Raw genomic sequence first — 12,680 nt, 5'->3', positions numbered from 1 at the left:
CCCCCGGCGCGCTTCTGACCCGTCCGCTCAGCGCGGCTGGAGGCTCTGCGAGCGGCGCCCGCCCACCGGCCCCTCGGGCATCGCCGGATGCAGCCCCAGCAGCACGATCCCGGTCACGATCGCCGTGAGCCCCACGGCCTGCCAGGCCAGCGCGCCCGTGTCGGTCCGCACCCGGTCGCCCATGAACCCGATCCCGCAGGCGATCCCGGCCAGCGGCTGGGCCGCCGTCAGGGCGGGCAGCGACATCCGCAGCGGGCCCGTCTCGAACGCGCTCTGCACCAGCAGCAGCCCCGTCACCCCGAGCACGATCACCGCGTACGGCTGCCAGGCCGTCACCAGGCCGGCCCAGCCCGCGTCCGACAGGCGCTGCCCGCTGACCCGGGTCAGCGCGTCCTGGAGTCCGTAGAGCAGTCCGGCCGCCACCGCGAGCAGCGCGGGGGAAGCGGTGGACCGGGCGCGCTTGGCGAAGGCGGTGAGCAGCAGGGCCAGGCCCGCCACCACGCCCACCACCAGCCAGTGCCGCAGGGGGCTGGACACCGCTTGGCCGCCCCTCGGCTCGCCCGCCAGCAGGAACGCGGCGACCCCGCCGGCCAGCAGCCAGAGCCCCGCCCAGCCCTGCCGGCCCAGCCGCTGGCCGGTGCGGTGCCGGGACAGGGTCATCGCGAAGAGCAGATTGGTGGCCAGGAGCGGTTCCACGAGGGAGACCTCGCCCTTGCCCAGAGCCAGGGCGCCCAGCACCATGCCGCAGACCATCAGACCGATACCGGCCAGCCAGCTGCGCACCTTCATCAGGTCGAGCAGCAGCCGGAACGTCAGATAGTCGCGCTTGGGCGCGTGGGCGGCGGCGGCCTGCTGGAGCACGAAGCCGAAGCCCAGGCAGCAGGCGGCAGCCACGGCGAGCACGAGGACCAGCACCGACACGCTTCTCCACCCCACGTCAGGCCGGAAGAGGGTGATGTGGTTCGACGATAGCGCCTGGATACGGCCGGTGCGGCGGCAGCGCGGCCGACCGGGCGGTTGACGCGGGGACGGGCGGTGCCCAAGATCTGACGCACGAGTAACTTCGGTGGGTTCTGTCAGACACCCTCGGCCCCGACAAGGATGGAAGCCATGGCGTACGACGCTGATGTGATCGTGATCGGGGCAGGGCTCGCGGGGCTCGTCGCCACCGCGGAACTCGTGGACGCGGGGCGTTCGGTCATCCTGCTCGACCAGGAGCCCGAGCAGTCGCTCGGCGGCCAGGCGCACTGGTCCTTCGGCGGCCTCTTCTTCGTTGACTCGCCCGAACAGCGCCGGCTGCGGATCAAGGACAGCCGGGAACTGGCCCTCCAGGACTGGATGGGCACGGCCGGTTTCGACCGCGAGGAGGACCACTGGCCGCGCAAGTGGGCCGAGGCGTACGTCGACTTCGCCGCCGGTGAGAAGCGTGCCTGGCTGCGCGCGCAGGGCCTGCGGCTCTTCCCCGTCGTCGGCTGGGCGGAACGCGGCGGCTACGACGCGACCGGCCACGGCAACTCCGTCCCCCGCTTCCACATCACCTGGGGCACCGGCCCCGGTGTCGTCGCCCCCTTCGAGCGCCGGGTGCGCGAGGGCGTCGCCAAGGGCCTCGTCACCTTCCGCTTCCGCCACCGCGTCACCGGCCTCGCCCGCACCGGGGGCGCCGTCGACACGGTGACCGGCGAGGTGCTGGAGCCGAGCGCCGCCCCGCGCGGGACCGCCAGCGGCCGGGAGAGCGCCGGCACCTTCGAGCTGCGGGCCCAAGCGGTGATCGTCACCTCCGGCGGCATCGGCGGCAACCACGACCTCGTACGCGAGCAGTGGCCCGAACGGCTCGGCACCCCGCCGGCCAAGATGCTCTCCGGGGTCCCCGCGCACGTCGACGGGCTGATGCTCGGCATCGCCGAGGAGGCGGGCGCCCACCACATCAACCGCGACCGGATGTGGCACTACACCGAGGGCATCGAGAACTGGAACCCGATCTGGGACAAGCACGCCATCCGCATCCTGCCCGGCCCCTCGTCGCTCTGGCTGGACGCGCGCGGCAAACGGCTGCCCGTCCCCCTCTTCCCCGGCTTCGACACGCTGGGCACCCTCGAACACATCATGCGCACCGGCCACGAGTACACCTGGTTCGTGCTGGACCGGAAGATCATCGGGAAGGAGTTCGCGCTCTCGGGCTCCGAGCAGAACCCCGACCTGACCGGCAAGTCGATCCGCGACGTGATCGGGCGGGCCCGCGCGGACGTGCCGGGCCCCGTCCAGGCGTTCATGGACAACGGCGCGGACTTCGTCGTGGAGAAGGACCTCGGCGCTCTCGTACGTGGCATGAACGCGCTCACCGGGGACGGACTCATCGACGAGGACGAACTGCGCCGCGAGATCACCGCCCGCGACCGGGAGATCGCCAACCCCTTCACCAAGGACCTCCAGGTCACCGCGATCCGCGGCGCCCGCAGCTACCTCGGCGACCGGCTGATCCGCACCGCGGCGCCGCACCGCATCCTCGACCCCGCGGCCGGTCCGCTGATCGCCGTACGGCTGAACATCCTGACCCGCAAGTCGCTCGGCGGCCTGGAGACGGACCTGTCCTCGCGCGTCCTGACCGCGGACGGCACCCCGCTCGCCGGGGTGTACGCGGCGGGGGAGGCGGCCGGCTTCGGCGGCGGCGGGGTGCACGGCTACCGCTCGCTGGAGGGCACCTTCCTCGGCGGCTGCATATTCTCCGGCCGGGCCGCGGGCCGCGCGGCCGCGAAGGCCGTCGGCTAGCGGTCTGTCCGGCGGATCGTCGCGGGCCCGCGAACGGGCGTTACACGGCCCGCGCGCGTCCGTCCGGTGGGGTTCCTGGCCCCGGACCGTGGTGAGGCGCCGGATGCGGGCATGGGAAGAAGATGCCAGGAGTAGCCGAACCCGTCATCAACCTCGTCCGGCGCACCACCGAGCCCGTGGCGGCGCAGACCCTGCGCTCCACGGGCGCGGCGGTGATCGCCTATGCCGTGGCGACCGCGACGCTGAGCGAACCGGCGCCGCTGACCGCGCCGCTCACCGCCCTGCTCGTCGTCCAGGTGACCCTCTACGCCACCGTCAACATGTCGGTCAAACGTGTGACCGCTGTGATCGTCGGCGTCCTCATCGCGAGCGGCTTCAGCTCCCTGGTCGGCCTGTCCTGGTGGAGCCTGGGGCTGACCATCTTCACAGCGCTGATCATCGGCAGACTGGTCCGGGTCGACGAATTCGTTCCCGAGGTGGCGATCAGCGCCATGCTCGTCCTCGGCGTCACCTCGGTGACCGCGAGAACGAACATGGCGTGGGAGCGCGTGTTCGAGACGCTGATCGGCGCCGGCGTGGGCCTGCTGTTCAACCTGCTGTTCGCCCCGCCCGTCTGGGTGCAGACGGCCGGGACCTCCATCGACGGACTGGCCCGCGAGATGGGGCAGATGTTCCGCGACCTCGGCAGCGACCTCGCCCGCCCGGTCACCGTCCCGGAGGCGGCCGACCGGCTGCACCGGGCCCGCCGCCTCGACCACGACATCGTGGAGGTGGACGCCTCGCTGCGGCAGGCCGAGGAGAGCCTCATGCTCAACCCGAGGGTGCGGCAGGGGCTGCTGCACCGCGTGGTGCTGCGCACCGGTCTGGACACGCTGGAGATCTGCGCGGTCGTCGTCCGGGTGCTGTCCAGGACGCTGACCGACCTGGCCAAGGACCGGGTCGACGAACCGCTCTTCCCGCCCGAGGTCGCCGCCCACATCACGGAACTGTTCGAACAGATGGCGGGGGCCATCGAGAGCTTCTCGCTGCTCATCACCACCCCGGTGGCCGCCAGCGCGGAGGAGGCCGAGGACCGGCTCACCGAAGCGCTCACCACCAGCCGGGAGACCCGCGACCGGGTGGCCGACATGCTGCTGGCCGCGGTCCAGGAGCACCCCAGGAAGTGGCAGCTGCACGGGGCGCTGCTCGCCGAGGTGGACCGCATCCTGGACGAGCTGGACATCGAGAAGCGCGCCGAGCGCCTGGGTCAGGAACTCGACCGCCGCTCGGCCGACCTGCACGAACGCCATCCCCGGCTGCTCACGATCCGCCGCCGGCTGGGCCTGGTCAAGCAGTCGGTCCGGGAGGGGTCCGAGAGCGGCGCGCGGTGAGGTCCGCCGGACAGGCCCTAGAGGCCGAGGCGTTCGACGACCCGGAACCGTTCGGCGACGATCATGGTCTCGTCGTCCACCGTGAACTCCGGGTCGCCGAGCGCCTCGCGCATCTCGTCGCTGTGCCAGAAGCGCTCGTGGCCGGCCCGCCACTCGGCGACCGACGCGTAGCCCTCGCCCTCGTCCAGCGCGTGCTGGAGGTCGACGTCGGCGAGCCGCAGCACGCGGACCTCGGTTACTTCGAGCACCGCGGTCTCCCGGCCGTCCGAGTCGATGAGGGCGGAGCGCTCACCGACCGGAGGCAGCTCCTCGTTCTCGGTCTCGTACTCCAGGAGCAGGCCCGAGGTCGACACCTTCCGGCCGTCCAGGACCGCAGCGACCAGCTGGTCGCGCAGCGGCCCGGGGAAGGCGAGGAGGCAGGGCTTGAGCGCTTCGCGGTTCTCCATGGCGCAAGTCTGGCATCCACCGCGGCGGACGCCGGACTCGCGGGCGCCGTCCGGCCGGAGCACCCGGCCGGACGGCCCCGGCTACAGCACCAGCGACAGCAGCAGGATGAAGACCAGCGAGGTCACGGAGATGATGGTCTCCATCACCGACCAGGTCTTCACCGTCTGGCCGACGTCCATGCCGAAGTACTCCTTCACCAGCCAGAAACCGGCGTCGTTGACATGGCTGAAGAAGAGCGAGCCGGCACCGACGGCGAGGACCAGCAGGGCCGCGTGCGAGGTCGACATGTCGGCCGCCAGCGGGGCGACCAGACCGGCCGCCGAGATGGTCGCCACGGTCGCCGAACCGGTCGCGAGCCGGATCGCCACGGCGATCAGCCAGCCCAGCAGCAGCGCGGGGATCGACCAGTTCTCCGAGAAGTCGAGGATCATCTCGCCGACCCCGGCGTCGATCAGCGTCTGCTTGAAGCCGCCGCCCGCGCCCACGATGAGCAGCACACCGGCGATCGGGGCGAGGGACTTCTCCACCGTGGTGGAGAGCCGCGCCCGGGTGAACCCGGCGGCCCGGCCCAGCGTGAACATGCCGACGAGCACGGCCGCGAGCAGCGCGATCAGCGGCGAGCCGATGACGTCGGTGACCTTCTGGAGCCCCTGCTCGGGGTCGTCCACCACAATGTCGACAAGTGCCTTGATCAGCATCAGGACGACGGGCAGCAGGATCGTCGCCAGGGTGGCGCCGAAGCCCGGCCGGCGGTCCAGGTCCTCGGAGGGACGCTGCGGGATCATCTTCTCCGGTGCCTGGATGTCCACCCAGCGGGCGGCGTAGCGGGAGAAGACCGGGCCGGCCAGGATCACCGTCGGGATCGCGACCACCACGCCGAGGGCCAGCGTGACGCCGAGGTTGGCGTCGAGCGCGTCGATCGCGACCAGCGGGCCGGGGTGCGGCGGGATGAGCCCGTGCATCACGGACAGGCCGGCCAGGGCGGGGATGCCGATGCGCATCAGGGAGTAGTTGCCGCGCTTGGCGACGAGCAGCACCACCGGGATCAGCAGGACGATCCCGACCTCGAAGAACAGCGGCAGGCCGATGATCGAGGCGATGAGGACCATCGCCCACGGCATGGCCCGCTTGCCCGTCCGCGCCAGGATCGTGTCCACGATCTGGTCGGCGCCGCCCGAGTCGGCGAGCAGCTTGCCCAGGATCGCGCCGAGCGCGATGAGGACGCCGACGCCGGCGACGGTCGAGCCGAGGCCCGCGGTGAAGCTGGCTATCGTCTTCGCCGGCGCGGCGCCGGCGAACGAACCGAGCGCCAGCGAGCCGATGGTGAGCGCGAGGAACGCGTGCATCTTGAGCTTGGTGATGAGCAGGACGATGACGGCGATGCCCGCCAGGACGGCGATGCCCAACTGCGCGTTGCCGGCCGAGGTGATCGGTTCGACGGCGTCCGCTGCCAGCGTCTCGACGCTGAGACTGGTCACGGTGGTGATCCTCAGTTCTTGAGCCGGCGCAGCGCGGCGACGGCTCGCTGGGTGATTTCTTCGGGGGTGCCGCAGACGTCCACGGCGACGCCTGCCTCGTCGTCCTCCAGGGGCTGGAGGGTGGCGAACTGCGAGTCGAGGAGGGCGGTCGGCATGAAGTGGCCCTTGCGGCCCGCCATCCGCTCCTCGATCAGGGACCGGTCGCCGGTCAGATGCAGGAAGACGGCACCCGGGGCCCCGGCGCGCAGCCGGTCGCGGTAGGCGCGCTTGAGGGCCGAGCTGCTGACGACCCCGCCGAGCCCCGCCCGGCCGTGCGCCCACTGCCCGATCGCGTCCAGCCACGGCCACCGGTCCGTGTCGTCCAGCGGGGTGCCGGCCGACATCTTGGCGATGTTCGCGGGGGGATGGAAGTCGTCGCCCTCGGCGTACGGAACTCCCAGTGCGGCGGCGAGCAGGGGACCGATCGTGGTCTTGCCGGTCCCTGCGACGCCCATCACCACGACGACGTGGGGGGTGCTCATTACGGTGCCTCGCTGTCTCTTCGATGTCTCCCTCGACATCGGTCCGTCGCGCTACTGAAACGCATACATACGACTTATTCAAGATGCTGTGACGTAAACGTCGTACTTTTATGTGCCGGAGGGTCCCCCGTACCCTGGGGCCATGACCACACCTGCCCCGGGGCTCCATACGCATGTGCTGGACACCCTGGGCAAGGAGATCGCCGCGGGTGAGCACCGGCCGGGCCAGGTTCTGCGTACGGACGAACTCGCGCGGCGCTTCGACGTCTCGCGCACCGTCGTCCGGGAAGTGATCCGGGTCCTGGAATCCATGCACCTGGTCGAGTCCCGCCGCCGGGTCGGCGTGACCGTACGGCCGGCCGAGGCGTGGAACGTGTACGACCCCCAGGTCATCCGCTGGCGGCTGGCCGGCGCCGACCGCCCCCGCCAGCTGCGCTCCCTGACCGTCCTGCGCTCGGCGATCGAACCGGTCGCCGCCTCGCTCGCCGCCCGCAACGCCACCCCCGAGCAGTGCGCCGAGCTGACCGAACGCGCCCTCGGCATGGTCGCCACCTCACGCGGCGGGCAGCTGGAGGGCTACCTCGCCCACGACATCGCCTTCCACCGCATCGTCCTCAACGCCTCCGGCAACGAGATGTTCGCGCGCCTGGGCGACGTGGTCGCCGAGGTCCTGGCCGGCCGCACCCATCACCAGGTGATGTTCGAGGACCCCGACCCGGCCGCCGTCACCCTGCACGTCCGGCTCGCCGAAGCCGTGCGCGGGGGCGACGCGGCCGGGGCGGAGCGGCTCACGAAGGAGATCGCGGTCGGCGCCCTGCACGAGCTGGACGTTCTCGCGCCCTGAGGCCGGCCTGGCCCCCGCACGGCGTACCGTTGCCCGTGATCGATCCCGGACGAATCCGGGAGGACCGGTCTCAGCGAAGAGTCGGGAAAAGGGAGTCCACGGGAATGCCGCAGCACGTACAAGGGGTCATCGCACCGGGAAAGAACGAACCGGTACGCGTCGAGACGATCGTCATTCCGGACCCCGGCCCCGGTGAGGCCGTGGTCAGGATCCAGGCGTGCGGCGTCTGCCACACCGACCTGCACTACAAGCAGGGCGGCATCAACGACGAGTTCCCCTTCCTCCTCGGCCACGAGGCCGCGGGCGTCGTGGAGTCCGTCGGCGACGGGGTCACCGACGTGGCGCCCGGCGACTTCGTGATCCTCAACTGGCGTGCCGTGTGCGGCCAGTGCCGGGCCTGTCTGCGCGGGCGCCCCTGGTACTGCTTCGACACGCACAACGCGAAGCAGAGGATGACCCTCCTCGACGGGACCGAACTCTCCCCGGCCCTCGGCATCGGCGCCTTCGCCGAGAAGACCCTTGTCGCCGCCGGCCAGTGCACCAAGGTCGACCCCGAGGTCTCCCCGGCCGTCGCCGGACTCCTCGGCTGCGGCGTCATGGCGGGCATCGGCGCCGCCATCAACACCGGCCAGGTCGGCCGCGGCGACTCGGTCGCCGTCATCGGCTGCGGCGGCGTCGGCGACGCGGCGGTCGCGGGCGCCCGGCTGGCCGGCGCGGCGAAGATTATCGCCGTGGACATCGACGACCGCAAGCTGGAGACGGCGAAGTCGATGGGCGCCACCCACACCGTCAACTCCCGCTCCACCGACCCGGTCGAGGCCATCCGCGAGCTGACCGGCGGCAACGGCGCCGATGTCGTCATCGAGGCCGTCGGCCGCCCGGAGACGTACAAGCAGGCCTTCTACGCCCGCGACCTCGCCGGCACCGTCGTCCTGGTCGGCGTCCCCACCCCCGAGATGCGGCTCGAACTCCCGCTGCTCGACGTCTTCGGCCGCGGCGGCTCGCTCAAGTCCTCCTGGTACGGCGACTGCCTGCCCTCCCGCGACTTCCCGATGCTGATCGACCTCCACCAGCAGGGCCGCCTCGACCTCGCCGCGTTCGTCACGGAGACCATCGGCCTCGGCGACATCGAGCAGGCCTTCGGCCGGATGCACGACGGCGACGTCCTGCGCTCGGTGGTGGTCCTCTGATGGCCGCCCGCATCGACCACCTCGTCACCTCCGGCACCTTCGCCCTCGACGGCGGCGAGTGGGACGTCGACAACAACGTCTGGATCGTCGGCGACGACACCGAGGCCGTCGTCATCGACGCCGCCCACGACGCCGCCGCCATCGAGGACGCGCTCGGCGGGCGCAGGCTGCGCGCCATCATCTGCACCCACGCGCACAACGACCACATCGACGCCGCCCCCGCGCTCGCCGACGCCACCGGAGCGCCGATCCTGCTGCACCCCGACGACCTGCCGCTGTGGAAGCGGACCCACCCCGACCGGGCGCCCGACGGCGAACTGGCCGACGGCCAGGAGATCACCGTCGCGGGCACCACGCTCACCGTCCTGCACACCCCGGGACACGCCCCCGGCGCGGTCTGCCTGTACGCCCCGGGGCTGGCCACCGTCTTCACCGGTGACACGCTCTTCCAGGGCGGGCCCGGCGCCACCGGCCGGTCCTTCTCGTCCTTCCCGGTGATCGTCGACTCGATCAGGGACCGGCTGCTCACCCTGGACCCGGAGACCGCCGTCCGCACCGGACACGGCGACTCCACCACCATCGGCGCCGAGGCCCCGCACCTGGAGGAGTGGATCGCCCGCGGCCACTGACCGCCCGGCCGCTCAGCCCTCCGGCCACGCGGAGAGCCGCAGCCCGCTCTCGAAGCGGTGCGGCTCTCCCGTGACCGGATCGGTGAACTCCAGTACCCGGGCCAGGAGTTGCAGCGGGCGCGAGAAGTCGCCCGGCGCGGCGTCCGGCCGCAGCACGGGGTAGACCGGGTCATGGACGAGCGGCACGCCCAGGCCGTTCATATGGACCCGCAGCTGGTGCGTGCGCCCGGTGGCGGGCAGCAGCCGGTAGCGGCCGAGACCCGCCCGGTGCGCCAGCAGCTCGATCCGGCTCTCGCTGTTCGGCTCGCCCGCCTCCTCGCGGGCGGCGATCACCCCGCGCTCCTTCACGACGCGGCTGCGCACGGTGCGCGGCAGGACGAGACCGGGATCGTACGGGGCCACCGCCTCGTACTCCTTGCGCACCAGCCGGTCCCGGAACAGCGTCTGGTACGCGCCCCGCTCCCCGGGCCGCACCACGCACAGCACCAGCCCGGCGGTCAGCCGGTCCAGCCGGTGCGCGGGCTGGAGCAGCGGCAGGTCCAGCCCGCGGCGGAGCCGGGCCACGGCCGTCTCGGTGATGTGCCGGCCGCGCGGGGTCGTCGCCAGGAAGTGCGGCTTGTCCGCGACGACCAGGTGCTCGTCGCGGTACACCACCGCGACCGGGAACGGCACCGGCTCCTCGGGTGCGAAGTCCCGGTGGAACCACAGGTGGCGGCCCGCCGCGTACGGCTCGTCGCCGGACACCGGGCCCGCCGTCGACACGATCCGGCCCCCGTCGAGCAGCGCATCCACCCGGTCCGCGCCGATCGCCCCGGCGAACCGGTCCAGCAGATGGTCGCGGACCGTCGCCCACCGCCCGTCCGGGTCTTCGGGGAGCCGCACCCGGACCGGGTCGACGCCGTCGCGCTGGGGGAGCGGCGAAGGCGGCGGCTTCGCCCGGCCCCTCACCCGGGACCCCCGCCCGGCACCGGCAAGCTGGTTGTTCTCATGGTGCCGGGCATCATTTCACGGCCGCGCGGGCCTCAGGACTCGGCGTCTCTCAGCTTCTGCGGCCCGCAGCCGATCCGCTCGGACTCCGCCGCCACATAGTCCGCCAGCAGGTCGCTGGTGAACGTGAAACGGCTGCCCTTGCCCGCCGGGCGCAGCTGCTCCACGATCAGCATCACGGGACCGGTCTGGCAGACCGCCCGGTACACGGCCCGGTTCGCGCCGACCTTGCCGTAGCCCCCGGTGCCCCTGACGGCCGCGCCGGAGCGCAGCGAGTCCCAGCCGAAGATCTCCGAGAGCGCCGGGTCCACCACCGTCGTCAGCCGCACGGAGGACTCCCGGGAGCTGGTCCCCGCCTCGCAGACCCGGGCAGGGCCGCCCTCGCCGCCGACGCGCACCTGTCTCAGTTCCTCGCGGTAGGCCTGGGGAAGGGTCAGGCCCTTGATCCCGCAGAAGGCGGACGCCTTGGTCGCGTCCCATTTCACCGGCGCGGGCAGGGTGCGCGGCTCCTGGTACGTGCCGGTGCAGCCGAACGACTCGATGACACCGTTGGCCGCGTCCAGGAGGGCGCCGGTCAGGGCGTTGCGGTCCTTCAGGGTGTACTCGGAGGAGACCTCGAAGTCCGCCCGGCCCATGCCGATGTCCACCACGGTGGGTCCGGTGAACTCCTCGCGCCCCGTGCAGGCCTGCGGCAGCGCGATCCAGGCGCGCGAGGCGGACACCATGCCGGGCAGCCCGTCGCCGAGCCGGACCATGCCGGCGGAGAGGAACTCGCCGGGCCAGCTCTGCGAGTCGGTGCCCCGCAGGCCGTCCAGCCGGCGCACGTTCAGCGTCACCTGGCGGCGGGCCCGGTCGCCCTCGTAACTCGTGATGCGGCACTGGCCGTACGTCCCGCCCTCGCCCATCGGGTCGGTCTGCAGCGCCTGCTCGTCGACCTCGGTCCTGCGGTCGCCGAACAGCGACTTCATGGAGCCGTCACCGAGCGAGTCCCAGCAGGGCGCGGGTCCGAGCAGCGGCAGCGTGTCCGTGCGCCAGGCCACCGCACCGGCCCCCACGAGCGCCCCGGCCACGGCGGCGGCGGTGACCGCGCGGACGGTACGGCTGCGCAGCAGACGGCGGACGAACGAGGGCCGCGGGCCCTCGGGTCCGCGGGTGCCGGCGTCCTCGGCCACGGCGGGGCTCTGGGAGGCGGCGGGGTCCTCGGGGGCGGCGGCCGGCGCCACGGACCCGTCCTGGGCGTCCGTCACGGGCTTGTCCTCACTCTTTCCCTCGGGGCCCTGTCCCTCGTGCGTCTCCTCGTTCACGCGTCCTCACCGCTCCCGCTCTTGTCCCCGCACCCGATGCGCTTGCTCACGGAGTCGACGAAGCTGTCGAACACCCGCCGGTCGTCGGGCCGGCCCCGGCCCTTGAGGCCCGTCTCCACATGCCCGTAGAACACCGTCGGCCGGCCGTCGCAGCGCAGCCGCACCAGGCCCTGGGCGGAGCCCTCGGGCAGGCCCCGGAACAGGTCGGCCATCCGGGGCCGGTTCGTCATCACGTACTGCGCGGACGGCTCGTCGGGCATCCGCAGCGTCTTCCACACCACCGAACACGTCTGGAGCCCTTCGGTGACCGCGCCCACCTGCTGGTAGTAGCGCGAGCCCTCACCGAAGTCGAAGGTCACCCCCGGAATCCGGCACAGCGGGCTTTCGGCCCGCACGTCGCGCTCGGCCACCGTCACCATCGGCGAGCTGGTGCGCAGAGGCTGTGCGGATGCACACCCCGCCTTCTCCATACCGGTGTTGGCGGCGTCGAGCAGCATCCGGCCGACATCCGGACGGGTGCCGATCGAGAAGGGCATGGCGACCTTGCCGAGGTGGCCGTCGCCCGTGCTCTCGCTGCGGATGGTCACCACGGTCGCCGCCCCGCCCTTGTCGCACTTCGACGGCAGCACCAGCATCGCCCGGTCGGCCGCGACCAGACCGTCGAGCCCGTCCGGCAGGGGGGAGGCCGAACCGTGGAAGAAGTGGGCCAGCCAGTCCCGGCGGTCCTTGGCGGCGGCGGGGACCGGGCCGTACTCCAGGGTCACCGACTCCTTGAAGGTCAGCGGCTCGTCGGAGTCGTCGTCCTCGATCTCGGAGGTCACGTACACCGTGCAGGTGCCCCGCGGGTGGGCGGCCGAGGGCGCCGCGGACTCGGTCGACGCCCGCTCGGACCCCGACTTGCCGAGCGCGTCGTCGCCGAGGAAGGACGCACCGCTGTTCTGCTCCCAGGCCCCCCAGCAGTAACTGTCGCGGAAGGGCCAACTGTCCGTCGCCCACAGGCCGATGCCGGTCGCGAGCACCGCGCCGGCCACCACCCCGGCGACGATCGTGGTCCGCCGCCTGCGGCCGCTGCCCATTACATTCCCCCTTGCGAAAGCGAAGATCGCACAAAACGCCGATGCTACGACGCCATCGATCACGCGGG

The 12,680-nt window shown here is 72.3% G+C and carries 12 protein-coding genes; 5 read left to right on the top strand and 7 right to left on the bottom strand.

Going from position 1 to position 12,680, the window contains the following annotated elements; genetic code table 11:
• Nucleotides 1–27: 27 nt before the first annotated feature.
• Nucleotides 28–921 carry a DMT family transporter gene (locus P8A18_RS05505; protein ID WP_306052245.1) on the bottom strand — a complete coding sequence of 298 codons (894 nt, stop codon included), beginning with the start codon at nt 919–921 and terminating at the stop codon, nt 28–30.
• A 189-nt stretch (nt 922–1,110) separates the two neighbouring features.
• Here P8A18_RS05505 and P8A18_RS05500 point away from each other — a divergent pair, with 189 nt between their 5' ends.
• Nucleotides 1,111–2,766: an FAD-binding dehydrogenase gene (locus tag P8A18_RS05500; RefSeq protein WP_306052243.1), complete on the top strand. Its 1,656-nt coding sequence runs from the start codon at nt 1,111–1,113 to the stop codon at nt 2,764–2,766.
• Nucleotides 2,767–2,888: 122 nt separating this feature from the next.
• Nucleotides 2,889–4,136 (top strand): FUSC family protein, encoded by a 1,248-nt coding sequence (locus P8A18_RS05495; RefSeq protein WP_306052242.1) that lies wholly within the window; start codon nt 2,889–2,891, stop codon nt 4,134–4,136.
• Nucleotides 4,137–4,153: 17 nt separating this feature from the next.
• On the opposite strand, the gene P8A18_RS05490 is transcribed toward P8A18_RS05495, so the two are convergent.
• The 3 genes from P8A18_RS05490 to P8A18_RS05480 form a co-directional block, all read right to left on the bottom strand.
• Nucleotides 4,154–4,582 (bottom strand): ASCH domain-containing protein, encoded by a 429-nt coding sequence (locus tag P8A18_RS05490; protein ID WP_306052240.1) that lies wholly within the window; start codon nt 4,580–4,582, stop codon nt 4,154–4,156.
• An 81-nt stretch (nt 4,583–4,663) separates the two neighbouring features.
• The gene (locus tag P8A18_RS05485) at nt 4,664–6,061 is read right to left on the bottom strand and encodes a GntP family permease (RefSeq protein WP_306052238.1); all 1,398 of its coding nucleotides are present in this window, start codon (nt 6,059–6,061) and stop codon (nt 4,664–4,666) included.
• A gap of 11 nt (nt 6,062–6,072) precedes the next feature.
• A complete protein-coding gene (locus tag P8A18_RS05480; RefSeq protein ID WP_306052236.1) occupies nt 6,073–6,582 on the bottom strand; it encodes a gluconokinase in 510 nt (169 codons plus the stop codon).
• Nucleotides 6,583–6,724: 142 nt separating this feature from the next.
• Between P8A18_RS05480 and P8A18_RS05475 the strand changes: the two genes are divergently transcribed.
• The 3 genes from P8A18_RS05475 to P8A18_RS05465 all read left to right on the top strand — a co-directional run bounded on the left by P8A18_RS05475 (nt 6,725) and on the right by P8A18_RS05465 (nt 9,245).
• Nucleotides 6,725–7,426, top strand: a complete 702-nt coding sequence (locus P8A18_RS05475; RefSeq protein ID WP_306052234.1) for a FadR/GntR family transcriptional regulator — start codon at nt 6,725–6,727, stop codon at nt 7,424–7,426.
• A 104-nt stretch (nt 7,427–7,530) separates the two neighbouring features.
• Nucleotides 7,531–8,616 carry an S-(hydroxymethyl)mycothiol dehydrogenase gene (locus P8A18_RS05470; RefSeq protein WP_306052232.1) on the top strand — a complete coding sequence of 362 codons (1,086 nt, stop codon included), beginning with the start codon at nt 7,531–7,533 and terminating at the stop codon, nt 8,614–8,616.
• Nucleotides 8,616–9,245 (top strand): MBL fold metallo-hydrolase, encoded by a 630-nt coding sequence (locus P8A18_RS05465; protein ID WP_306052230.1) that lies wholly within the window; start codon nt 8,616–8,618, stop codon nt 9,243–9,245. The genes P8A18_RS05470 and P8A18_RS05465 overlap by 1 nt, the downstream gene beginning before the upstream one ends.
• A 12-nt stretch (nt 9,246–9,257) precedes the next feature.
• Here P8A18_RS05465 and P8A18_RS05460 read toward each other — a convergent pair whose 3' ends face one another.
• The 3 genes from P8A18_RS05460 to P8A18_RS05450 form a co-directional block, all read right to left on the bottom strand.
• Nucleotides 9,258–10,193, bottom strand: coding sequence for a pseudouridine synthase (locus P8A18_RS05460; RefSeq protein ID WP_306052228.1), 936 nt, complete (start codon nt 10,191–10,193; stop codon nt 9,258–9,260).
• Between the two features lie 74 nt (nt 10,194–10,267).
• A complete protein-coding gene (locus P8A18_RS05455; protein ID WP_306052226.1) occupies nt 10,268–11,536 on the bottom strand; it encodes a hypothetical protein in 1,269 nt (422 codons plus the stop codon).
• Nucleotides 11,533–12,612: a hypothetical protein gene (locus P8A18_RS05450; RefSeq protein ID WP_306052224.1), complete on the bottom strand. Its 1,080-nt coding sequence runs from the start codon at nt 12,610–12,612 to the stop codon at nt 11,533–11,535. Before P8A18_RS05450 ends, P8A18_RS05455 begins: the two co-directional genes overlap by 4 nt.
• Nucleotides 12,613–12,680 lie beyond the last annotated feature (68 nt).

It is taken from the genome of Streptomyces sp. Mut1, from assembly GCF_030719295.1.
Taxonomy (GTDB): Bacteria; Actinomycetota; Actinomycetes; order Streptomycetales; family Streptomycetaceae; genus Streptomyces; species Streptomyces castrisilvae.
This window is presented reverse-complemented; position numbering and strand designations above follow the sequence as displayed.

Coding starts and splice junctions, on each gene's coding strand:
- P8A18_RS05465 (WP_306052230.1), top strand. CDS start 8,616: ATGGCCGCCCGCATCGACCACCTCGTCACCTCCGGCACCTTCGCCCTC.
- P8A18_RS05480 (WP_306052236.1), bottom strand. CDS start 6,582: ATGAGCACCCCCCACGTCGTCGTGGTGATGGGCGTCGCAGGGACCGGC.
- P8A18_RS05450 (WP_306052224.1), bottom strand. CDS start 12,612: ATGGGCAGCGGCCGCAGGCGGCGGACCACGATCGTCGCCGGGGTGGTG.
- P8A18_RS05500 (WP_306052243.1), top strand. CDS start 1,111: ATGGCGTACGACGCTGATGTGATCGTGATCGGGGCAGGGCTCGCGGGG.
- P8A18_RS05490 (WP_306052240.1), bottom strand. CDS start 4,582: ATGGAGAACCGCGAAGCGCTCAAGCCCTGCCTCCTCGCCTTCCCCGGG.
- P8A18_RS05470 (WP_306052232.1), top strand. CDS start 7,531: ATGCCGCAGCACGTACAAGGGGTCATCGCACCGGGAAAGAACGAACCG.
- P8A18_RS05475 (WP_306052234.1), top strand. CDS start 6,725: ATGACCACACCTGCCCCGGGGCTCCATACGCATGTGCTGGACACCCTG.
- P8A18_RS05495 (WP_306052242.1), top strand. CDS start 2,889: ATGCCAGGAGTAGCCGAACCCGTCATCAACCTCGTCCGGCGCACCACC.